This window comes from Cohnella cellulosilytica (genome assembly GCF_042431195.1).
Classification (GTDB): Bacteria; Bacillota; Bacilli; order Paenibacillales; family Paenibacillaceae; genus Cohnella; species Cohnella cellulosilytica.
The window spans coordinates 54779-78684 of sequence record NZ_JBHMDN010000020.1 but is presented as its reverse complement, the minus strand read 5'-3'; the positions used below and the strand labels follow the sequence as shown (position 1 = coordinate 78684).

The 23906-nt window shown below is 53.9% G+C and carries 16 protein-coding genes; 2 read left to right on the top strand and 14 right to left on the bottom strand.

Annotated elements, in window-relative coordinates; genetic code table 11:
• Nucleotides 1-39: 39 nt before the first annotated feature.
• The 8 genes from ACFFT4_RS15595 to ACFFT4_RS15560 all read right to left on the bottom strand — a co-directional run bounded on the left by ACFFT4_RS15595 (nucleotide 40) and on the right by ACFFT4_RS15560 (nucleotide 11763).
• Nucleotides 40-726 carry a helix-turn-helix domain-containing protein gene (locus tag ACFFT4_RS15595; RefSeq protein WP_378049117.1) on the bottom strand — a complete coding sequence of 229 codons (687 nt, stop codon included), beginning with the start codon at nucleotides 724-726 and terminating at the stop codon, nucleotides 40-42.
• A gap of 305 nt (nucleotides 727-1031) precedes the next feature.
• Nucleotides 1032-2174 (bottom strand): glycosyltransferase WbsX family protein, encoded by a 1143-nt coding sequence (locus tag ACFFT4_RS15590; protein WP_378049115.1) that lies wholly within the window; start codon nucleotides 2172-2174, stop codon nucleotides 1032-1034.
• Nucleotides 2171-4903, bottom strand: coding sequence for a glycosyl hydrolase family 2 protein (locus tag ACFFT4_RS15585; RefSeq protein WP_378049113.1), 2733 nt, complete (start codon nucleotides 4901-4903; stop codon nucleotides 2171-2173). Before ACFFT4_RS15585 ends, ACFFT4_RS15590 begins: the two co-directional genes overlap by 4 nt.
• Before the next feature lie 16 nt (nucleotides 4904-4919).
• Nucleotides 4920-5810, bottom strand: a complete 891-nt coding sequence (locus tag ACFFT4_RS15580; protein WP_378049111.1) for a carbohydrate ABC transporter permease — start codon at nucleotides 5808-5810, stop codon at nucleotides 4920-4922.
• A gap of 20 nt (nucleotides 5811-5830) precedes the next feature.
• The gene (locus ACFFT4_RS15575; protein WP_378049109.1) at nucleotides 5831-6757 is read right to left on the bottom strand and encodes an ABC transporter permease; all 927 of its coding nucleotides are present in this window, start codon (nucleotides 6755-6757) and stop codon (nucleotides 5831-5833) included.
• A gap of 72 nt (nucleotides 6758-6829) precedes the next feature.
• Entirely contained in the window at nucleotides 6830-8569 is a 1740-nt protein-coding gene (locus tag ACFFT4_RS15570; protein WP_378049107.1) for an extracellular solute-binding protein, read from the bottom strand.
• A gap of 111 nt (nucleotides 8570-8680) precedes the next feature.
• Complete coding sequence (locus ACFFT4_RS15565; protein ID WP_378049105.1) at nucleotides 8681-9988, bottom strand: response regulator transcription factor; 1308 nt, start codon at nucleotides 9986-9988, stop codon at nucleotides 8681-8683.
• Between the two features lie 20 nt (nucleotides 9989-10008).
• The gene (locus tag ACFFT4_RS15560; protein WP_378049103.1) at nucleotides 10009-11763 is read right to left on the bottom strand and encodes a sensor histidine kinase; all 1755 of its coding nucleotides are present in this window, start codon (nucleotides 11761-11763) and stop codon (nucleotides 10009-10011) included.
• Nucleotides 11764-12243: 480 nt separating this feature from the next.
• On the opposite strand from ACFFT4_RS15560, the gene ACFFT4_RS15555 reads away from it, so the two are divergent.
• Together ACFFT4_RS15555 and ACFFT4_RS15550 are read left to right on the top strand one after the other, a co-directional pair.
• Entirely contained in the window at nucleotides 12244-13392 is a 1149-nt protein-coding gene (locus tag ACFFT4_RS15555; protein WP_378049101.1) for a GNAT family N-acetyltransferase, read from the top strand.
• 120 nt (nucleotides 13393-13512) lie between these two features.
• A complete protein-coding gene (locus ACFFT4_RS15550) occupies nucleotides 13513-16404 on the top strand; it encodes a hemoblobin-interacting domain-containing protein (RefSeq protein WP_378049099.1) in 2892 nt (963 codons plus the stop codon).
• Nucleotides 16405-16515: 111 nt separating this feature from the next.
• Here ACFFT4_RS15550 and ACFFT4_RS15545 read toward each other — a convergent pair whose 3' ends face one another.
• The 6 genes from ACFFT4_RS15545 to ACFFT4_RS15520 form a co-directional block, all read right to left on the bottom strand.
• Nucleotides 16516-18249, bottom strand: coding sequence for a type 2 periplasmic-binding domain-containing protein (locus ACFFT4_RS15545; protein ID WP_378049098.1), 1734 nt, complete (start codon nucleotides 18247-18249; stop codon nucleotides 16516-16518).
• 63 nt (nucleotides 18250-18312) lie between these two features.
• Nucleotides 18313-19182, bottom strand: coding sequence for a carbohydrate ABC transporter permease (locus tag ACFFT4_RS15540; RefSeq protein ID WP_378049096.1), 870 nt, complete (start codon nucleotides 19180-19182; stop codon nucleotides 18313-18315).
• Between the two features lie 11 nt (nucleotides 19183-19193).
• The gene (locus ACFFT4_RS15535) at nucleotides 19194-20123 is read right to left on the bottom strand and encodes an ABC transporter permease (RefSeq protein WP_378049095.1); all 930 of its coding nucleotides are present in this window, start codon (nucleotides 20121-20123) and stop codon (nucleotides 19194-19196) included.
• A 12-nt stretch (nucleotides 20124-20135) separates the two neighbouring features.
• On the bottom strand, nucleotides 20136-22079 hold the full coding sequence (locus ACFFT4_RS15530; protein WP_378049093.1) for an alpha-glucuronidase: 1944 nt from the start codon (nucleotides 22077-22079) through the stop codon (nucleotides 20136-20138).
• A 224-nt stretch (nucleotides 22080-22303) separates the two neighbouring features.
• Nucleotides 22304-23107 carry a helix-turn-helix domain-containing protein gene (locus ACFFT4_RS15525; protein WP_378049091.1) on the bottom strand — a complete coding sequence of 268 codons (804 nt, stop codon included), beginning with the start codon at nucleotides 23105-23107 and terminating at the stop codon, nucleotides 22304-22306.
• Between the two features lie 182 nt (nucleotides 23108-23289).
• On the bottom strand, nucleotides 23290-23844 hold the full coding sequence (locus ACFFT4_RS15520) for a dihydrofolate reductase family protein (RefSeq protein ID WP_378049089.1): 555 nt from the start codon (nucleotides 23842-23844) through the stop codon (nucleotides 23290-23292).
• Between the last annotated feature and the right edge of the window lie 62 nt (nucleotides 23845-23906).

The following is a 23906-nucleotide window of genomic DNA, read 5'->3' as shown; positions in this document are numbered from 1 at the left end:
TCTTTTTCAATAATTCCAAGTTTGAAGCTTGGTTTCCGATCAAACCAAATCGACCTCGCGAAGAATAGATCGCCACTCTTTTCCTTCTCGTGACCAGATAATGTCATCGGTCATACTTGGATCTCCCTTCTCGGCAACGACATTTTCATACTTGCGATTGTCATATCTGGTTTCATAATAAGTCACGGTCTCGACCAAATAACGCATGTATCCGATTTTATCTTCATATTCCGGCTTGCTCTGCAAACGCTTTTGATTCTCTTCATACAGTTTTACGACCTCGGCTACCGTCAAATTTTCGCCTGTACCGGAAATCCAAACGGTTGAATCGGAAATACGGGCTTGCTTGTTCTTTTTCTCCCGACTGAAACCGATGAAGCGTTTGGCATCGATCCAATTATTAATAGTCGAGGTGCTCACACCAAAATACTTGGCTAGTTGTCCGGTTGTGTATAATTGCGCAGTTTCTTCTTCCGCAATAGATAGAATTGTAACGCCTACTTCTTTTAACCCTTTTAAGACTACACCATAGGCTTCATCATTGTACTCACGTACTAAAAATTGTTGAACCTCACTGGCTAACTCCGGTGGGATAGCATTAAACTTCATTGCAAGGTTGTAAAACAATTTAAATAAGACTTCTGCTTTCATTCGGACATGGGAAGTCTCCACAAGAAACTCTTCAAATACTCTCTTATCCTCTGCGGTAAATTGCATAAATTTCACCTCTTATTACCCCCATTCTATACCAACTGCCAATGAACTGCAAGATAAACTGCCAACAAACTACAAACAGACGATACCTAACATTATGTCTGAAGCGCTTTTAAATATACCTGATATATTCTTTAACGGTTGCTTGCTGGGGATAACTTCACTAACGCGTTATCGTAAAAGCCGCATTCAGAGCATACAACCAAAAGCCGGGCGAAAATCAGGAGTGGATACCTGAAACTCGCTCGGCTCTAAGGTTTATCGTAGACAGCGGCTAGGACGTGTATGCATACTCCGAGGACAGTTGCCTACACGCCCTAACCGAATACGCGGCGAATGGCATCCAGATAGGCGGTTCCGTGCACCGTATCGGGTTCGATATAGCTGCCTTCGGTCCATTCGTTCCATGAATTCACGGTGACGATTCGCGGCGTATCCCGATCCGACTGCTCCAGAAACTTCTTCACCGCTCGCATCGCTTCTTCGAACTTGTCCGGCGTATTTCCGATGATCGTCGGCGTGAACGGATAACCGAGCGCCTCGCGTTCGTAAACGTCCGATTGAACCGTGCGCGGGGTCGAATCCCATCCCATCGAGACGTTGGGGAAATACGGCACCGTAAATTCACCCTTGAACTTGGACCAGTCCCGTTCGGCCTTACGGGCCACCTTGGCGTAATCGACCGTCGGAAAGTCGTCCAACGGCACGTTGTGAACCCATACGTAGGAGGTCACGCTATCGAACCCGAGCTCGCGCACCCTCTCGTCGGGCCGTTCCAGCTTTTTCTCGCCCGGCAGATTTTGAATGCCCCATACGACCGCATTCAAGTGCAGCTCGCCCAATCCGGCCTTGCGCACCTTTTCCCGGAAGCGTTCGAGCGCGCGTTTGGTCGCGTCCACCGTGCCGAAGCTTTGGATGAGGCTCATCAGCTCGTAGAAGGAGAAATATAAGCCGCCGTTTACACGCCAATAGGACGGTTGGCAGAAATACTTCTCGATCATATAATCGGTAGCGGCCTCGAACGCTTCGGACGACACGAGGCCGCTCGTCAGCACCGTATGCTTCATTCCGCGCTTGTACGGAAAAATGTTCAGCCAATCGTGGTTCGCCCACATCAACGCAAACTTGAGCCGATCGCGGTTGGCGGCGTGCAGATAACCTTCCTCCAGCGCCCGGTGCAGAAACGGCCGATTGTCATACCAGTACCAGTCGTAAATAAACGCGTCGATGGCGTGGTCGGCCGCGGCGGCGATTTGCCGTTCCGCGGTCGCGGGCTTCGATTCGTCCAGGTAGCCCCACAAAGGCGTTTTGGGCTGCGCGTGTCCGGGAAACCGGGGCGTCGCGCGTTTCACCAGCTCCCATTCCGTCCAGCCTTTCCCGTGCGTCTGCTCGTTGATCGGATCAACATGGTAGTTTGGAAAATAATATACGGCAACCTGGGCCTTGTTTGTCTCTGTCATAGGTTAAACCTCCAGCTATTCGTAAGGGTTACGGGACCTATCAATCCCGACGGTTCCTGGGCCATGGCCCGGTCGAAAACGGATGGCTGCCGCTTGGCCAGCGTATTGGTTACTTCGATGCGCAGGCGGTTCTTCCCCGCCCTGACGTGTTCGCCGATTGCGTAGCGGTACGGCGGGCAAATCCGGATGCCGAGCGGCCGGTCGTTCAGCCACGCCTCGACGGTTTCATGCGCTTCGTGCACATCGAGCGTGTCGCACGACTCGGCCTCCTCCGCCTCCATCTCGAACTCCGTTTCGTATCGGAACGTGCCGGAGAACGCGGGGAACAGCTCGGGGACTGCCAGGTTCGTCAATGCATCCAATTGCGCCGCCGGGCGAAAACGCGGATAGCTCTGCGCCTCGGCCAGGCTGACCGTCCACGGTCCGCACAGCTCGGCCACCGGCCGGCCGGCTTGGCGCGAGGCGAAATCGGCGAGCCGCGCCTCGTCGACATACGCGTCCCCGGCAGCCGAAAACACGATAAAAACGGACTCGTACGGCTCCAGCCGCAGCTCGACGGTTGTCGTCTCTCCGCTGCTCCGGCAAGCGATTGCGTACGCTTCATGGCGCAGCGCGTCGTAGACCACCGGCTTTACGCCGTCGCCGCGTCTCATCGTGACCGTAGTGTGCACGATGCGGTTGCGACTCTCGTTGGTAAAGAAATAAAGCTCCTCTCCGTCGCGAAGATAGCGGCAATACCGCAGCGAGGGCTCGCGTTCGCCGAGCTCGATGTCGCGGCAGCCGCCCGCCTCCAGCCAATCGGGCAAGCCGGACGTCGCGCAGACGGCAGTCAGCCGCTCCAATCGCTCCAGCTTCCGGGAAAAGCCGGAGCGATTTTCCACGCTTCGGCGCGGCAAACCCTCGGCGAACAGCACCTGAACCCCCCGGCTCGCCAGCTCCAGCAAAGCGTCGATCAGAGCTTCGGGCCAGCATTCCGCATAAGGAACCACCACCGCCTTGAAACGTTCTTCGTTGACGGCCCATTGGCCGTCCTCTACCGCCGCGTCGGCGTCTTGCGCGACAAGGGTGTCGACCGGGACGATATCGCAGTCGATCTGGCGCAGCGCCAGCTCCTTGACGACCTTCTCGAAGGGCTGATACTCCCCGGTCCACTCCGCTTCGGCATGATAGACGACCGCAACGGGCGCGCTGTGCCGTCCGCCCGACAACAGATGGCATACCCGGTTGGCGTAACGGGACCATTCCGCAAAAAAACGCCATTGCGGATTTTCCCCCCGCGCATAGAAATGGGGCGGACAATCGGGATCCGGATACTTGGGCGAGAACGCGTGCGGTACGATAAAGTTGACGCCCCGGACGCAAATATGGTCCGTGATCCATTTCATCAGCTTGAGTCCCTCCTGCCAGCCGTAGGCGCCGAACGCTTCGCAGATCGTCGTGCCCTGCTTGGCGGGGTCGAGGTGGGCGGCCGAGCTGGCCAGTTTGATCAAGCCCCAGTAGAAGAAATCCGCGTCCAGATAACCGAAGGGCGAATGAAACTTGCCTTCCGTAAATTCCGGCCACAGGTGATAGACGACATCGACGCCGGAATAATCCAGGCCGCTGACCGAGCGAAAAAAATGTCCGCTGCCGAACCCGAGCCGCGCGTGCGCTCCGTTGTCCTCGACGACGTGGCCAATCAGCTTGACGCCGCGCTCTCGGCACCAATCGCCGATTTGCCGCATGAAATTTTGCCCGAACAGCCTGCTGACCGTGTCCATAAAAGCGAAGCGCGTCGCGGAGGTACGGTCGCCGCCCTCATACCACAGCAGGGGCGCATAGCGCAGAAATCCTCCCGAAGCCGTCCCGCCGCTATCGCCTTGAAGGCCGGTCCAGGCCTTGTCCAGCTCCGCCAGCAGCGTGTCGGACCATGGCAATACGTACGGAGAGCAGCCGGATTTGCCGGGCTCGCCGCCGTATGGATAATCCAGACGCCTGGCTCCGATACGCGCATCGTAAGAGCCGGCATTGCCGAAGCGCGGCTCGTCCGTGAAGAAGCCCGCGATCGTCCGGCCGAAATCGTCCGCATATCGGCGATAATGCGCTTCATACACATAATCGATAAACAGCGCGACGGCCCGTTCGTCGATCGGATTGATATAGTCCTTCGTATTTTCCTCTCCGCCGAGCGGCGTGCGAACGAGAATGAACACCCGCCACGCGCCTTCGGGAACGTCCCAGTACAGCACGCCGTCCTGCACACCATGTCCGAGTTCCGTCAGCGTCGCGCCGTCGATGCCGTCCTCGCCGTCCGTTCGTTTGGCGGCGACGACGCCCAATAGCCGCTCCCCGTCCTCCAGCCACAGCTTAACGAGAAAGGAGCTGCCCCGCAGCGGCCCGATCGCGTCGATGTGCCTTGCGGCCAAATACGTTTTCGTATGCTCCGGATGATGATCGCGAACCCGTCCGCCCGCGAAGCCGCTCGGAAATCGGTTATCGTCGAACAGCCACACCTTCATGTCCAGCGTGCGCGCTTCCTCGAGAATGATGTCCAGGTCGCGCCACCAGCCGTCGCCCAAATAATCCGGATGCGGCCGCGACTCGACGATAAAACTGTCGATGCCAGCCCCGCGCATCTGCCGGATTTCCTCGCGCAGCAGCGCGCCGTCCTCGCCATGCTGCCAGAACAACGGCGCGATCGCTCCCGGCGCCGCCTCTCCGTCCATCAAAGCCTTCCATCTTCCGCCCACTTCGTGTAACCTCCCGTCAACCTTTGACACTGCCCAGCACAATGCCCTTCATAAAATATTTTTGCAGAAAAGGATAGATCGCCAGAATCGGCGCGGCCGCGATGAAGATTTGCGCAGACTTCAGCGTCCGGTCGGAGATTTGCGACAGCGCCTGAAGCTCCTCCTGCGACGCCGTAGTAAACAGGGACATATCGCGATTGACGGTGATCGTCTGCAAGTAGGTTTGCAGCGGGTAATGGTCCGGCGATCCCATCAGAATCAAGCCGTCGAACCAGGAATTCCAGTGTCCCACGCAGGTAAACAGGATCAAGGTCGCCAACGCGGGCGTGGACAGCGGCACATAGATGCGAAGCAGGATCGTCCAGTGCCCCGCTCCGTCCATGACCGCCGATTCGCCGATTTCCTTCGGCAGCTGACGGAAAAAGTTCAGCAGAATGATAACGTTGAACACCGGCACGGCCCCCGGCAGCACGAGCGCCCACAGCGTATCGATCATGCCGAGCTGCTTCACGGTCATGTACCAAGGGATCAGTCCCCCGCTGAAAATAATCGTGACAAAGAAATACCAGGCATAAGCGCTCCGGCCGGACAGCTCGCTGTTTTCCTTGGAGAGCGGATAAGCCGCGAGAATCGTCAGCAGCATGTTCACGGCCAGTCCGAGACCGACCCGCCGCAGCGTAACCAGGAACGAATCGAGAAACTGCGGCTTCGCCAGCGCATACTTGTAGCTGGTAAAGTTGAATTCGACCGGCCACAGCGTAACCTCGCCGGAGGCCGCCGCCGTGCTGGAGCTGAACGATACGGCCAGAACGTGAAGAATCGGAAAAATGCAGAGCGCCGTTGCCAGAAAAAGCAACAGATAATTGAAGATATCGAACAGACGGGCGCCGCTCGTGCGTTGTGTCATGATAGCCGGGCTCCTTTCCGTCAGAATATCCGGTAACCTGCATATTTGACCGCGAGCCGGTAACCGACCGCGATAAAGACGAACGACACGACGGATTTGAACAAGCCCACCGCCGTAGCCACGCCGTATTGGCTGTTGAGCAGGCCAATCCGGTAGACGAACGTATCGAGAATGTCCCCCGTGCGGTACACGGCCGGGCTGTACAGGTTAAACACCTGCTCGAAGCCCGCGTTAAGCACGTTGCCGAGACTGAGCGTCGCCATCAGAACGACTATCGGCAGAATGCCGGGAAGCGTGACGTGCAGCGCCTGGCGGAAGCGGTTGGCGCCGTCCATGACGGCCGCTTCGTACAGCGCCGGATTGATCGACGTAATGGCGGCCAGGTAAATAATCGTACCGTAGCCGAATTCCTTCCAGACGTCGGTCACCACAAGCACATAGGGGAACATCGTTTCATTCGACAGGAAAAAGACCGGCTCGAGGCCAAAGCTCTTGAGCGCCGTATTGACAATGCCCTCGCTCGGGGACAAAATATCGATCAGAATGCCGGAAAGAATAACCCAGGACAGAAAATGCGGAATATAGACGACCGTCTGCACAAACCGTTTGACCACGCTTCTCCGTACCAAATCCAGCAGAATGGCAAACGCAATCGGAACGAGCAGGCCCAACAGGATTTTGAGCAGCGCGATAAATACGGTGTTCCACAGCACCTGCAGCGTCTCCGGCATGAGAGAGACGTATTCGAAGTTTTCCCATCCGACGAACGGAGAATTGAAGAAGCCTTTTGTCGGATTGTAGTTCTGGAAGGCAATCACGATTCCGATCATCGGATAATAACTGAAGACGGCCAGAACCAGAACGCACGGCAGAAGCATCAAGTGCATCGGAGTCTGCTGCCGAAGCCGGCTCCCCTTGTCTCCGGTTTTAGCAAGCTTCACGGGCATTTCACTTCCTTGTCGGCAGTCTTCAAAAGGCTGCCGGAGCAGATGACCGCTCCGGCAGCCCGTGTCGACCGGTTATTTCGCTTCGTTAACTTCCTTGGTCATGTCGTTGCCGCCGAGCTTCTTCCACTTCTCGACATAGCTGTCGAACTCGTCAAGCGACGCCGCGCCCATAATAATCTTGGTGAACGTCTCGAGGCGCATCTGGTTAAGCGTCGCGCCTTTCTGCGTCATGGCCGGCGTATCGGCTTTGATGTAGCCGTTCTGCTTGAACAGACCTTGCTGCTCGTAGCCGTCGATGACGTTAAACGCGCTGTTCTCCGGACCGGACCACGCCCAGGTGCTCCACAGCTTGTTGTCGCCGGCCTTATATTTCTCGATCTGCTCCACGTTGTCTTTGACCCAATAGTTTTCCTTGGCCGATTCGTCGTTTTCCGTGAAAAACCGTTTGACGCTTTGGTGGATAAACAGGTTCTGCTGCGGATAATAGGAGCGGATCGGCGCCAGATCGTGCAGTTGATCCGGCTTCTCCTCAAGCTCTCCGTTAACGCCGTGATAGGCCGGGTCGAAATCCGGGCTTAATGCCGGGTCCTTGGCGTAATAATAGTTGTACAGTTTGATTGCCGCTTCCGGGTTTTTCATGTTCTTGTTGATCACATAGAACGTGGGGGTCGAACCGCCGATCATCGGCTGTGCGGGCTGGTCGTCCACGGAGACGATCGGGAACGCCTGCCAGTCGGCGTTGGGATCCTTGTTCTTGGCGTCCTGCAGCGGATAGAAGGGCAGGAAGTGCTGGCCGTATACCAATCCGACTTTGCCCGCCGTAATGGATTCCGCGACCTTGGCATTGTCCTTGACGGAAAACTCTTTGTCGATATAGCCGTTCTTATACATCTCCGCCAGCTTGCCGAGCGCCGTCTTCACTTCCGGCTGCACGCTTCCGTATACCAGTTGGCCGGCGCCGTCGTCGATCCAGCCATTGAGATAGGCGTGGTGGCCTTCCATGAAGCCGTCCACAAAACCAAAGCCGTTGCCGATCAAATCTTTGCTCAGCGCCATGCCGTACGTATCGTCCTTGCTGTTGCCGTCCGGATCGCGCGTCGTGAACGCTTCGGCGATCTTCATCACGTCATCTATCGATTTCGGCGGCTCCAGCCCCAGCTTGCGCAGCCAGTCTGCGCGAATCCAGATCATCGAGCTTGAATCGATCGCTCCTCCGACCTGCGGCAGCGCCATCAGCTTCCCGGCTACGGTCGCCTGCTCAAGGCCGATATGCTTGTCGGCCTCCATCATTTCCTTCGTGAAATCCGAAGCGTACCGCTCGAACAGCTCCGTGATATCCATCGCGACGCCGGAATCCACCAGCATCTTGAATTGGCGGGCATCGGCCGGAATAACGTCCGGCAAATCGTTCGACGATATCGCGACATTCAGCTTCTGTTCGAATTGCACGCCCGGCACCGTCCATTTGTACTCCACTTTGATGCCGAGATCCCGTTCATATCCGCGCGTCCAGATGTTGTCCGCGACGACCGAGTCTTTGATCGCGACGGCCTTCTGCACCTGGTCGGACAAACCGAACACCGTAGTCACCGTAATCGGCGTCTCGTATTTGCCCAGCGGGTCGTCCGCCGCTCCCGATCCTTCATCGCTCGCGGCGCTTCCGTTGCCCGATCCATTCGCGGCCGTCGAAGCGCTTGGAGACGGCGCAGCGTTTTTATCGTTATTGCCGCTGCATGCCGCGACCGTAAGCATTACGACTGCGAGCATAATCGCCATGGCCGATCGGGTGCGGATCTTTCTGTTTGTGGTCATGTAAACTCCCCTTTTTCGCTTGCAGATTGGCAGCGGCCGGCTGTACCCCCATTATAAAATCCGCTAAAGCGGTTTCATATCTTCATCTCTTTACAGTCGCCATTCATTTCTTTACTTGAACGCTTCCTCCCGGTACTCCTGCGGGGTCTGGCCCATCAGCTTCTTGAAGGAGCGGCCGAAATTGGACGCCGAGCCGTAACCGAGCGCCACGGCAATGTCCTGAACGCGCACCGAGGGATCGGCGAGGAGCTGCTTGGCCCGCTCCAGTCTCATCTCCTGAATGAAATCGGACAGCGTCAATCCCGTATGCTGCTTGAAAAACCGGGAAAGGTAGGTCGGGTTCAAATCGACCAGATCGGCCAGCTTGACGAGAGAAATGTCCTCGTGAAGATGGCGTTCGGCGTACGCCTTGACCGTGGCGATCGTCTCCTCCGTCGACCGGTCGCGGGCTCCGTTGCGGCCCATATGAAGCAGTTCCTCGTTGGCGGAGAGCCCGTCTTTGTACTTCAGAATGCCGCACAGGTTGGCATAGTTGCCCGGGAGCCCGGACAGTCCGGATGGCTCGGCGGAGGCTGCGCAGGAGAGGGTCGCGTTTAACGACTGCCGGCAAGCGTTCTGCAGCGTCTCCAGCATGCCGCGCAGGAAAGGTCCGAAATCGTCGGCGAAGACGGCTTCCCCGACCGGGGGCTGCAGCAGCCAGACCAGCGTGCCGGATTCGGCAATAATGCCGGCGCAATCCGCCCGCGGCGACAAGTACCGCTCGCCCAGCAGCAGCGCCGTCTCCATGGCCGATTTCCGCGTCTCGTACGTCGGGAATCGGTCGTGAAAGCCGGGCTGGTCGAATCGCCCGGCAGCCAACCAGACCGGCTTGTCCGCGCGAAGGGTTGCGCCCTGAGCCCCGAATCGGTCCAGCTCCTCTCCGTTCGTAGGCGCAAGACCGTGCAGGACGTCGGTCAAGTAAAGGCGCCGCTGAAGCGCCTCGGCCAGCTGCAGCTTCTGTTCCGCTTCCGCGGCCAGCGCGTCCGCCTGCAGCCCGCGTTCGATTTCCCGCTTCATCTCCTCGACCGCTTCGATCACCTTCGCGTAGCCCTCGGTTTTGAGAATATATCGGGCGACGCCGTGTGCAATCGCCTCGTGCGCGTACTCGAACTCCCTGTAGCCGGTCAGGAAAATAACCCGGCAGGCCGGCCAGCTCATGCGGACCCGCCGCAGCAGCTCCAGGCCGTCGACGCCCGGCATGCGGATGTCGGAGACGACGATATCCACCTTGCGTTCGGCCAGCATGCGAAGCGCCTCCTTCCCGGAGTAAACCCGATAAATGTCCATGGCCAGGCCGCGTTCATCCCGGTAATGCTTGAATTCTTCATACAGACCGTCGGCTATGATCGGTTCGTCGTCGATAATCAAAAGGGTATACATGTTTCTCCCGCCTTATCCTGTTAGGGTTTGGGCAGCCGCAGGACCGCCTCGATTCCGTCCTCCGTGTTGGATACGGTCAGGCCGTACCTTCCCCGGTCGCCGAAGTACAATCGGATACGTCGATGAATATTGACAAAGCCGGTCACCTCGTCGTCGTACGTGTCCGTCTCCAGAAGCGCCTGAAGCTGATTCAAGCGCGCCTCCTCCATCCGCCCGCCATTATTGCGCAGCGTGACGCGCAGAGCGTCGTCGTCCAGTTCGAAACACACCTCAAGCCGTCCGTTTTCCTCCATCCGTTCCAATCCGTGCTCGTACGCGTTCTCGATGATCGGCTGCAGAATCAACCGCGGAACCATCAGTCCGCCGCAGCTTTCGGGAAGCTCCCCGAAGCTTACCGCGATGCGTTCTCCGAACCGCTTCTGCTGGATCAGGCTGTACGTCCGCGCATGCGACACCTCGCGTTCGAGCGTTACTTCGTCCGACGTATTGCGCGTAATAAACTCAAAGTATTCGCCCAACTGCAGCTCGAACGCCATCAATTCGTCGTAGTCGCCCCGCTTGGTCATCGTGTACAAAATAAAAAAGCTGTTGTAAAGAAAATGCGGATTGATTTGCGCCTGCAATTGCTTAAGCTCGGCCCGCTGCACCATGATGCGCTGGCGGTAATTCTGGTCGATCAGCGAGCTGAGCCGTTCCAGCATCGAGTTGAACCGCTCGTAAATGAATCCGAATTCGTCCTTGGAACGGTGCACGATCTCGAAATCCATCTCGCCTTTCTCGATTCGCTTAAAGCTGCGGATCAACGTGTACAGCGGCACCCGGATAAAGCGGATGATCGCCAGCGAGAACAATACGATCAGCAGCAGCACCGCGGCGGACAACAGCCAGAACCAGACCTCGTATTTCTGCAATCCGGCAAAAAGCGCTCGTTCGGGGGTGTAGCTTACGAGGGTCAAGCCGAGATAGGGGGAAGTTTGATAGAGATAAAGATAGCGTTCTTTGCCGAGCATGACGGATTGGCTGCCGTCGCCGGAAGTTTGGTCGTCGGCAAGCTCGCTGCGCACCAGCTCGCGAATCGTTTCCTGCGCGCTGCCCGGCGGATCATTAAAGATCAGCAGATCCTTGGCCGCGCTCATCAGGAAAACGCCGCTGCCCGATTCGTTCCGCTCGAACTGCGCAAGCGAGTCCTTGAGGCCGGGAATCGACAGCTTGATCAGCAGGGCATAGCTGAGCGGCGGATTTTCCCCGGTGTAGCTGGGCGGGAAGAACGCGTTGAGGAACAACCGCTTGTCCGCATAGGCCAGCTGCGAGCGGGTGGCGTTATCGGTCAGCTTCATCCGCTCCCAATCCGCCTCCTGCATCTCGCTGATGCTGCCGACCGCCGGCACCAACCGCTTGATCGACGGAATATAAGCGGTTACATTTTCCACGTACACGCTGCCGTTCTTAATGGCATTCAACCGCTGCTGCAGCTTGTTTAAGTAATATCCCCGCTCGTAATCCGTCAAATATTCGTTGTTGTTGGCCAGCGTTTGGATATCCTCGGTGTACAGCGTCTCGGACTGCACCAGCTTCAAGCCCTGGATTTCCTTCTCGATCTTCTCCAGATAGTAGACCATCTGCGAGGTTTGCGCGCCGGACAGCTCGCGCTTGAGCGCGGAAACGCCCCATTGGTAAGCCCCGATGCCGATCCCGTACAGCGGGACCATAATCAGCAGGAAAGTAAGCATCAGCCGGACGAAAATCGATTTGCGCCAGATTCCGATTAACGGCATGGGTATTCTCCTCTTGCGGCATAGTAGGTTCAAGTATACGTCATATGTAAACAAAAGAACCGGGAAAAGTAAATGTCAAATTGCGGCTCCCCCTTGCGGCGCTCGTCCGACAAGAAAGCACGCTCTGTATGAAACGGAGGCCTTTATCCACATGTGCACAAAGCGAAAATCCGGCCGAATCCAGCAATAAGGCGGGCCTGAGGATAACTTCTCCGGACCCGCTTTTATCGGTTGTTTGTTAACGTGTGGATAACAAATGTTGTGGATATGTGGACGGCCGTTAACGATTGTCGGTATCGGCTCACTTCTGTACCGTGAAGATGTGTATAACCTTGTTAATAACTTCATACATACTAATCCCTCGCGATATCAGATATAATTTTGATTAACGTAGGCGAGGACATATTTTCCGGGCTCCGTCCGGGGATTCAAATATTTCTTCCGCGAACAATATACATCTTAAGCCGGAGGTAGTCATTCATGGTAGAATATCGCCAATTGAGCCACGCAGACGACTTGGATGAGGCGGTGCGCCTGGCCGACCGCGTATTTCGCGATCACGAGCAAACTTCGATGGGACAGGCGTTCCCGTTTATTTTCAGGCCGGACTTCGGCCAGTCGTTCGGTGCTTTCGAGGAGGGCAAGCTCGTCTCCTTCATCGGGCTTGTCCCCTGGCTCGTCAACATCGGTGGCGCCCGTCTCCAAGCGTATGCGATCGGCGCCGTATGCACCGACCCGGATTATCGCGGCAAAGGGTACGCCGGGACGATGCTCGATCTCATTAAAGATCATATTCGCCAAGCTGGCGCTTCCCTGCTGCTGATTTCCGGGGATCGTTCCCTGTACACCCGCAATCATTGCTACCATTTCGGCAGCTTCAACCGCTATACGCTGCTGCCCGAGAACGCCGAGGCGATCGCCGCGCGCAGCGCCGTCGAAGGCTATACCGTCCGCGAGTTCGCCTCCCGCGACTGGTATGCGCTGCACGCGCTTGCCGAATCGAGGACCGTCCGCTACGAGCAAAGTCTGACGGATTTGGCACAGTTGATTCATTCGCAGGCGGTAGCCAGCAATTGCAAGCACGAGCTTCGCACGCTCATCGCGGAGCAAGGCGGCAAGCTCGCTGCGTTCGCCGTCGTGACCGTCCCCGGCCGGTACGGGACGTCGGCCGCGCCCCAAGCCCCGGAATGGGCAGGCGAGGCCAAAGCGGTTGCGGCGATTTTCGCCGATGCCGTGAAGCGGTACGCGCTGGAGAAGCTTGAAGCTTCCGTCTCCTGGCACGAAACCGAGCTTCGGCAGGCGCTGCCGGACGCGCCATCCCAGGCCAGGCGGAACGGCGGCACCGTCTTTATCTCCGATCCGCAGGCGCTTCTGGAGCAGGCCGCGCCGTACTGGAACGGTGCCGTTGACGTGCAAAGCGGAGAACTGCGGGTAACGAAAAGCGAGGAGGGTCGGTATACGCTGCATCTCGGACGAGACGAGATCGTCTTGACTCCACAAGAGCTGGTCTCCGTCCTATTCGATCCCGCACCGACTCTGACGGTTCAGCCGCCCGCAGACGTTCAAGAACGGCTAGCCGCTCTATTCCCGCTTCCCTTCCCGTATACGGAAGGATTGAATTTTATTTAAGGTGTCGAGTTTCCGCAGCCTGAAGCAGTCGATCTATTTGTTGAGAATACGTTTAGAGGCCCTCGCTATAATTAATGAGGAAACTATCCGACAAGGATCGACAGGAGGAAGATCAGCTTCATGAATGCACATTCAGCCACAAGGCAAGCGATGCATTTGCTGCTCGCTTTAGTAATCGCGCTTCCCGTCCTTATCGCGGGTCAGGTTCCAGCCCAAGCTGCTGGGACGCACATTACGGAGGATCACGCGATTAAATTGACCTTGGAAGACGATGGGAAGCGGCTTTTGGCCATGACGGATACGGCCGTCCATCAGGTCGCTTTGGCGCCTTCCGTTTGGTACGATATTACGGCAAATCTCGCCCTGGCCGCGCCGGCCTTATCGGTGGATCAGGCCGTGTATGCGGCGCAGGTCGGAATGCCCGCCGTGTATTTCCGGAGCCCTGCCGATAGGGAATGGCAATCCGCCGCCCTGTCTGCCGAGGGCTTCGGTACGGTCTTCTCCTTCATCGCACGAAACGGCAAGTGGTACGCGGCCGACGCCGCATCGACCGGCATAACATCTCCGATTACGATCAATGTGCGTATTAGCTCCGATCAGGGTGCGACATGGGACACGTATTCCTTGCCTTCGAGCTATACGATATCCGGCGCTCTTAATCCGCTGGTCGTCAGTTCCGTCGAAGCCGTGTACCTGAACGACGGGAAATCGATTTATAAGCTGGACGAGAACCGCACCTGGTCCTCAATTCCGGTGCTGCCCGATGCGGACGGGTTCAGCTATGCCTATACAGGCGTGGCCGTGAATGCTGCGAACGAGCTGTATGCCAATATTCGTAAATATAGTCCGCTGCAGCCGCTAAACCACTCGGCCAAACTGTACAAATATGACGAGAGCGCCCCGCAATGGGTGGAAATCACCGATAGTCCCAGCGCGTCCATGCAGCTTTATACCGATTCCGATGGCGGTATGCACGCCGCTACGGGGCTGGTAATGAACGGCGAGACGCCGAACGCGTATATCTACCGGGTTGACGATCTCGGCTTCACCGTAGGGGCGACCTTGGACAGCTTGGCCCAGGCGCGATACGGCATCGCTTACGACGATGGCTATTATTATATTTTGGATGCCGACGGGAAGACGATTCGCACGACCAATCCAGACTTCTCAACGGGACAGACGCCTCCGGACTTGTCTCCGGACGTGACGGATAACGACGATGTTCATCCGCTTGAATTAACGTTTGAGGATAACGACGATTGGCGTTCGAAGATCACGAACGTTACGATCAAGAAGGACGACGAGCCAATCTCTGCCGCATATGAATTTGATCCCGGAGTGTTGAGGTTCCCGCAGGCCTTGCCCGCGGGGACGTATCTGATCGAGATTGAGGCCGACGGATACAAGACGACAACCGTGCAGCAGCAGGTACGGATTACCGCTCCGGTACTCCAAGCCGACACGACGAAAAACGATACGGCGAACGAGATTACCCTTACGTTTGCCGACAATGCGGCATGGCGCGGCGCCGTGACCAGCGTCGCCGTTGACGGCAGCACGGCCGAGCCGGGAACGTACGAGCTGTCCGAAGGAAAGCTGGTTTTCTCGGCCGGTGCGCTCCCCGTCGGCAGCTTGGAGATTGTGATCCACGCGGCCGGCTATCCCGACGCCTCCGTCACGCAAATGGTCACGCTCCCTCCCAAGCCGCCCTCGGGGTCTTCCTCGTCGTCGGGCTCGGGAGGCCAGACTCAAGAAATTTTGAAGGCCGACGTGTTGGGAGGCTCACGCACCGGAAGCGTTGTCTCCCAGGTCGAAATCGTACGTACGACGGATAATCAAGGCCGCAAAAGCGACAAAGTCAGCTTCACATCGGAGCTGGCCGCTGCAGCGGCAGAAGCGCTGAAGTCCGCCGGCGCGTCCCAGGCGGTCATCGTGATTCCCGATGCCAAAGACGAGGTTGCCGAGCTTCAGGTATCGCTCCCGCGGGAAGCGCTGAATGTTTTGGCCGCCTCCGGGATCGATTTACGGATCGAGACGCGGGGGGTGTCTGTCCAAATCCCGGCTGCGTCGCTGAAAGCATCCCAGGGCGACCTCTATTTCCGCGTCGTTCCCGTCAAAGATACGGACGAGCAGCGGAAAGCCGCGGAACGCGCTCAGGCGAACGGTTCCTCAGCAGCCTCCCCGCATGCGGTCATCGTGGGACGGCCGCTGACAATCGAGACCAACCTGCAATCGCATCCGGTTGAGCTGGCGCTGCCAATCGGCAGCTATCCGGCCGGCCAGATCGATCGCTTACGGATCTACATCGAACATAGTGACGGAACTACCGAATGGCTGAAGGGGGAGTTGGCCGAGGATCTCTCGGGCGGCAGCGCTATTCGTTTTACGGTAACGAAGTTTAGCACGTTCATGGTTTTGGATATAGGCCCTGTCGAATCCACGGAGCTTCCGCAGCCTTATATCTTCGGATATGGAGACGGCACTTTCCGTCCCGAGCAGCAGGTAACGCGAGGTCAATTCGCCGCCATCCTGTCCAGATCGTACGGCAGCACGGCCGTGAACTCGTCGACGGCTTCCTACCAAGACGAGGCGCAGTTCCCGTCCTGGGCGGTCGACGATATCGGCCGAGTATCGGCGCTTGGCTTGATGCAGGGCTATAACGACGGTACGTTCCGCGCCGACCGTGCCGTTACCCGCGCCGAAGCCGCCGCGATAATCGCCAGATGGGCCAAGCTGGACCTCTCCGGCGAATTCGTCGGCTTTACGGATACGCACGGTCATTGGGCTTCCGCAGCCATTGCCGCTGCCGCTAAGGCCAAGCTGGTCGACGGCTATAAGGATGGCAGCTTTGCTCCCGATCGGGAGCTGAGCCGGGCAGAGGCGGTCGTTCTGATCCATCGTCTGATCGGCCGTTCCGCGCAGAACGATCAAACGCCGCGATGGTCGGATGTGCCCCGGACGCATTGGGCGTTCGGCGAAATTCAAGCAGCCGGCTCCACAATCGCTCCTTAAAGGTCAGTGTATAACGATAAGCCTAAAACCAAGAAGCCTCGATCCGGTTATGTCCCGGATCGAGGCTTCTTGGTTTAGCAAGCGAAGTATCAATCTCCTGCTCGCAGAATGCTATTTCAGCATGGTTTCAGTTCCGAAATATTTCTCCCATGCGGCTGCCCGCTCGTCGATAATCGCTTGGCCGCCTGTAGTGAGGTAATCCTTCATACCTGAATCATATACAGAGTCAAATTGGTCAACAGATGCTACAACTGCTTTGTCCAAGAACGCATCCCGTTTGTCTTTAAGGGCTTGACCTTGCCCTTCTTCCGCCTTGATTTCACCCACATTGGCATTTTTGCCTACACGTCCGTCATGAGTGGTAATTTGGTTGGCTACCTCGATAAATCTTGCGTCAACGCCGGCATAAGCGTTGGCCATGGACTTGACTGTCAAATCCGGATTTCCAAGGTCAATACCATTGCTTGTAATCGTGTAGTCGATGTTTGCCGGAGAGTTCATAATTTTTTCTCCAGTTGCAGCAATGGTCTTCAAGGAACCGTCAGGCAGCTTTTCGTGCGTAACGCCTTCTTCTCCGAATTGCAGGAACACGCGATTCTCAAGCTTGGAAATCCAATTGATATAGAGCAGAGAAGCAACCGGTTCTTTGTTTGTAGCCGGGAAGAAAATTTTACGGTCTACAGGACCTGATAAAAACTTCTTATAAACACCCGCATCGTTGGCAAAAGGTTCGATCGCAATATAAGCCGCATCCGGGCCGACAAGCCGCTGAAGGTTTGCATGAATGCCCTCGTCGCCGTCACGATACGGATAATCCCAGTTGTGAATAAATGCGCCCACATAGCCCGCTTTCATGAGATTATCCTCCGTTTTATCTCCGGCAGGATACAGCGGGAAATCCTTCCAGACCAGACCTTGGTTATACCACTTGTTCAACGTTCTAATGCCTTCTTTGTAATTCGGAAAGAGGAGATGCCGATCGTCAAAGCCGTAAACGAAGACGTCTCTGTCCGTCATATTATCCGGCACGTAGGAGGTAGTCAAATGATCTGCACGCCAGCCGACGTCAAAGCTCGTTGAAAAAGGAATCATCTTGTCGGCATCGCTTCCCAACAGGGTAGAAGCGTTGTCCTTAAAGGCTACGAGCATGCTTTCAAATTCTTGCAGCGTTGTTGGCGCTTCGATATTGAGCTTCTTTAACCAATCCTCGCGCACAAAGGTATTAATGCGGTTAAGGGTGTTCAAACGAGATTCCAATGCCCACAAGGTTCCTGTGCTCGGATCTCTATCCCAATAGATGTTGGCTTCGGTCAGATACTCCCACATGTCTGGCAGAATGTCTTTGTTCTCTTCGACAAGGGGAGCCAGGTCAAGGATACCGCCCATATTGGCGTACGTTTGGATGGTTGGGTAAGAATAAGTAATACTGACATCCGGCGCTTGATTCCCTGCCAACAGGTTATTAAGCGCCTCGCCCTCCGTCCAACGCGGAACAGGAACAAAAGTAACCTCTACATTGTGGTCGCGAAGCATTCCGTCTTTGATATATTGTGTATAGAAGTTGTCCTCTGGTTTGGATCCCCCGTCATTGCCGCGGTCATAAATCTCAACTGTGATCTTACGAGTCTCCTTGAATTTGACATTGGAATCCAGACCAATTTTCTCCAGTCTTTCAGAGTTGGCGTCACCAGAGTCGGATGCAGACGCTGATGGAGCCGATGACGCTGGTGAAGATGGTGAAGCTGATGAAGCCGATGGAGCCTTGTTGTCGCTCGTACATGCCGAAAGCGTTAATGCAAGAGCGGTACTAATGGCCAGAATGGAAAATGATTTGCGAAATCCCATATTCGTTCCCCCTCATGTTCATTTATAAAAATTGGCATAGCCAATTTCTATCCTGCGTTAAAGTTAACCTTTGACCGCTCCGATGGTGACGCCAGAGATAAAGTATCTCTGCAGCCACGGATAGATGAGCAAAATCGGTACGGTTGCAAACATAACGGTTGCCGCTTTAATCGTTTCAGACAGACCTGGGCTTGAAAAGCCCTCCTGTGTAGCCACCTCAACGCTGCTGATACTGTTAAGGATGTTGTAAAGCAGCAATTGTATCGGGAAGTAGGTTCTGTCGGACATAAACATCAAGGCATCGAAGTATCCGTTCCATCGACCTACTGCATAGAAAAGAGCCAGCGTTGCAAGCACAGGAGCGGATAGCGGCAGATAGATTTTGGTGAGTACCCTAAGCGGTCCTGCTCCATCGAGTTCTGCGGATTCTTTAAGACTATCGGGAATCCCGAAGAAGAAGCTGCGCATGATGATGACATAAAATACGCTAATGGAGCCTGGCAGCACCAGTACCAACGGATTATTGAGCAAGTGCAGTTCTTTCATAAGCAAATAGTTCGGGACTATGCCTGCGCTGAAATACATCGTAAAGATGATAAGCGCCATGATAAGCTTTTTCCCTTTTAGGTTGTCATATATAAGCGGATATGCGCACATAACCGTCATAAACATGGACCAAAGCGTGGAGACAACGGTTAGCATGGCGGTCCACAACAACGCCCAGGTGTATTTGGAATCTTCAAGCACAATCCTGTAAGCATCGAAATTAAGTCCCTTAGGCAGAAGCAGAACTTCATTTTTAATCAAGAATTGCGCAGAGCTTAAGGATCGGGCCAAGATATTCAAGACCGGCAGGAGACAGGCTAACACACACAGCAAACAAAATATCGCGATAATCCAGTCTCCAATTTTCGTGCTTCTTGATTTGATCATGTTACAGCCTCCTACCAGATGCCGCGTTCGCCGGATCTTTTTGCCAGAGCATTTGCTCCGAACAAAAATATGACGCCCACGACGGATTGGAATAAACCGACGGCAGTAGAGAGAGAAAATTGCAATCCGCGAATCCCGTTATTGTATACGAATATGGAAATAACGTCGGAAACTTCTGTGACAAGCGTATTTCTAAGCGCGTAAGGTCGCTCAAAATCACTGCCTAAAATGTGTCCCAGACTTAGAATCAGCAAAACAATAATCGTAGGACGAAGTCCTGGCAGCGTAATATGCCAAATTTTTCGTAAACGGCTTGCTCCATCCACCGCTGAAGCCTCGTACAGCTCCGGGTTAATCCCTGCAATGGCTGCCAGATAGATAATGGTATTCCAACCGCAGCTTTGCCATATCCCCAGAAAAACGTAGGTGAAAACCCAATACCAAGGTTCATTCAGAAATGGAACCGAAGCAAAGCCCAGCTTGTTGAGCAGGATGTTGACAAGCCCCGTACTCGGTGCAAGAAGCTGAAGCGCCAAACCCGAAATGATAACCCAGGATAGAAAATGCGGCATATAGACAACGGTTTGGGTGAACTTCTTAAAACGTTTGAAAGCGAGTTCATTTAAAAGAATGGCCAGAATAATAGGGGCAGGGAAGCCCAACAACAGGTCAAGAAAGTTAAGAAGGATTGTATTCCTAAGCGCATAAAGAAAGTCGCGATTGGAAAAAGCCTTGATAAAATATTCGAACCCGTGATTGGCCGCCCATTCCATCTCCCAGGGACTTTTGACAATGCTGTAGTTTTTGAATGCAATTTGAATGTAGCCCATGGGGATATAACGGAAAATGATAAAGAAGGCCATCGGGAGCAGCAGCATCAGATAGAGTATCCAGTAACGTTTGATATAGCTGAGCGATTTACTTGTATTTGTAATCACCACATCCGGACCTCCTTACCTGTAAATTTTTCTTCCCTTTTCATCGTCAATTCCTGTTTTGCGGTAGAAAAACGTATTCACTTGGTCTCGCCACTCGCGGGCATTGAGCAGTTGAAGTTTAAGCCGTTCTTTCACCGAGTGATAGGTTTCCTGCGGAATTCGGTTCTCCAGCCCCTCCCAGGATTGCAGCAAATCTTCCGCTTGCCGGGCGCCCTCAAAGTGACTGTCGTAGATGTACTGAAGCAATGTTCGTCCGTCTTTCATTTTGTAGTCGTACCGGACTCGGTGGAAAAACAGCAGCAGTTCCTCCGGACAACTTTCAATCCGGTCGTACATCCTTTGCAGCGGCTCCGGATACTGAAGCGTAAATCCCGTTCCTTTGGAGGTTCGATCGATACCAATCGCCTCAAGGCTTGCCCTGTGATAAGTCCCCCAATTCGAAAACTCATAGCCATCGATATTAGGTCCGTAGTGCGTACTTGGATTAACCATAAAGCCAATCCCAAGAGGCGCTGTATAGCTCTCGTAAATCCCTCTTGATTTAAGCAGCATCTCCTCGACCGTTCGGCGTCCGTGTTCATCTGTGTCAAACGTGACCCGAACCCACTCGCGGATCAGCTCTTTAGCGGTAAGCTCCGGATTCCACGCCATTCTCCCGAAGGCGTACAGATTGCATTGGGCAAGGGTGTTCCCTGTCCAGTTCATGTTATCGCCCGTGTTTGCAACCGCTGTCATAGCCAGGATTTCTCGACCCAACAAACTTTTCAGCTGTTTTCCTTTATCCACTTCAGTCGTCAAAATTTCTTCCCACTGAACCGCCAGACTGTACAGGTCGATTTGCTGGCCTGTGTATTCCTGGGCAATTTGAAACTCAATGGCCTCGTTCGTATTCTTAAGGCTTGAGAAAAGAGGCGATACCGGCTCTCTCGTCTGGAAATCCAAAGGACCATTTTTGATTTGAAGAATGACGTTCCGATCGAATTTGCCATCCAGCGGCTGGAAGTGCTTATAAGCCGCCATTGGACGGTCGGTTTGCGTATCTCTCCAGTCCTGCTGGCAGTTATAGACGAAACATCGCCAAAAGACTACCCCTCCAAATGGAGCGACCGCTGCGGCAATCGTGTTGGCACCGTCTGCCTGAGTTCGTCCAAATTCCTCCGGGCCGCCTCTAAACTCCGAATCCGCTTTCACCAAATAGCCTAATAAGTCCGGGATTTTATCATATACAACCGCAGATTGAGCTTTCCAAAATTCCATGACTCCCTCATCCAGCGGATCGGAGGTTGTAAGCCCGCCGATGATCATCGGCGCATCAAAATGGACGGATACCAATAATCGGATGCCAAAAGGTCTAAACCGTGCAGCCAGTTCCGCCAAGTCGGAAAGCAGCGGTTCGGCGATCAGACCGGCGCTGACTCGGTTCACGTTTACATTGTTAATGCAAATTCCGTTAATTCCGATGGAAGCCATCAGCCGGGCATAATTTGTAATTCTTTCTTCATCGTAGTCAAACTTATTATTACGGAAGAAGAACGAATGACCGGCATATCCGCGTTCAATGCGCCCATCCATGTTGTCCCAATGATTAATGATGCGATAGTCCACTTGGGGTGCGGAATGTTCCTGAATCTTCTCCATGCTTTCTCCGCCGGCAAGCCGGCTTAGGAAGCGATAAACGCCATACAAGAGTCCCTTCTTGCTGCCTCCTGCGATCTCGTATCCATTTTCCAAGGGGGTAAGCGAAAACCCCTCATGCTCCAAATCATCCACTTTTAATCGCAGCGTGTACTCGGCGCTTTCTTGAATTCCTCCCCATAGACGAATTAGACCCAGACGACATTCTTGATGGATAAAATCTACATCGGAGCTGGCGCTGATTTGCAGAGCTTTAGGCTCCAGACTGAATTTGGGCTGCAGCCAGGCATTGTATTCGGAGTATATACGTTCCGCGTGATCCATGAAGCACCTCTGTACAAACGAATTAAAGCGTTTTCATAAACTACAAAATATAGGGTGCGAATTCAACATTTTTTTCATGTTAAGTTCATCGTGCAGCACCTATGAAGTTAATCAAAACACTCCTGTTCCTTAATCTAAATTTAGCATCGAAGGTACCTTTCAACAATAGACTGAATATAGTTAACAATGCCTAATTAAAGATCTTTTTTTGTAAAAAGACACGATTATTCGCCCGTATGGTCCATTCTGAGACATTGCGACGGCGTATAACCTTTGATCATTTTAAATTGCTTCCGGAAGTGCGACAGATCGTTATACCCGCAGCGCTCCGCAGCTTCGCTTACGTTGCATTCGCCGTTTTGCAGCATATCCTCCGCATGGTTAATTCTCGTTTGCGTCAAATATTGATTGACCAGTATTCCCGTTTCGTTTTTAAATAACGCCCCAAAATATACCGTATTAAGCCCCGCCATATTGGCAAGCTCTTTTACAGAAATATTGCTCGCGTAGTTTTCGGATATATACTCGATCGCCTTTTTCACCCGATAATCAATGCTCGTGGGATCTTTCTTCAAGAGAATCAGCTCAAGCAATCTGTGAATAATGACAAGCAGCAGACCTCTGGTTTTGATGTGGTACCCGGTCTCCTTGCGGACCCAGGCATTGGACAGCTCGCGAAAGAGCCCGATGAGGTCGCTTTTAATGCCAATGTGCGACAGCAAAGGAAGAGGAAGGTCGGCAAATTGTCCGTTCATCTCATAGAGCTTGAAGTTCGCGGAGTACACACTCATAAGATCATCGACGATGCAGTAGGCCATGCGAATACTTCCCCGCGGAATGCAAAGAAGATCGCCGCGCTTCACCTCGTACTGCACACCGTTAATGATATAGACTCCTCTCCCTTCTATGACATAAGTAATGTCGCAAAACGAAATTTCATTTTCGGCAATTTCCCATGTTGGCGTGCATTTTCTAAAAATCAAGTAACCGATATCAGGAACTAGGAAGTCGTTAATTTCTACCGACAAATTGATCTACCTCCCAAATAATATCTTTAATTTATACCCTATTAATATCGTTCAACCTTGTCAATAAAAATAGTTGCCGCAAAAGCGAGCGAAGAAAAGCCGAGCGAACATCAGGAGGGATTCCTGAAATTCGTTCGGCTTAACCCGCTTCTCATTGGCCTGCGCAATATTATGAGTTCTAATTAGTCCCCATCAAAATGATAAATCAGTTGTACAACGCCCGAGGAGAACGTTCTTGTATTTACCATTTTCAGATTCAGCCTCTGCTTTATATCCGCAAACAGCGGTTTCCCTTCTCCCAAAACAACAGGGTGAACGGATAATCTAAACTCGTCAACCAGTCCTAAACGGATAAAGGTCGTAATAAGACTTGCTCCGCCATACAGCCAGATGTCTTTACCAGGCTTATTCTTTAATTCATTTACTTTTTCAAGAATACGATCATTTATGAAAATTGCTTTATGATCCGTCCCCTTTTGCGTCCTGGAAAACACGTATTTTTCTTTGCTGTGAACTTGTTCCCAAAATTCCTTTTCAGAATCCGCATGTTCAAGTCCCGGAGTAAATTGTCCCCATAAATCATAGCTTTTCCTTCCATATAAAATGGTATCGATTTGAGCCAAAAAATGATTAAACTCCATCTCGGGATCCATAATGCACCAATCGATTTCACCCTGTTTTCCCTCAATAAACCCGTCTAAAGTAACCGCCAAATCCAAAATTATTTTTCGTGTCATGATTTGCGACTCCTTTCGTTAATCTCCCCCCATTATAGACCCCATATAGGTCACCTACTGTC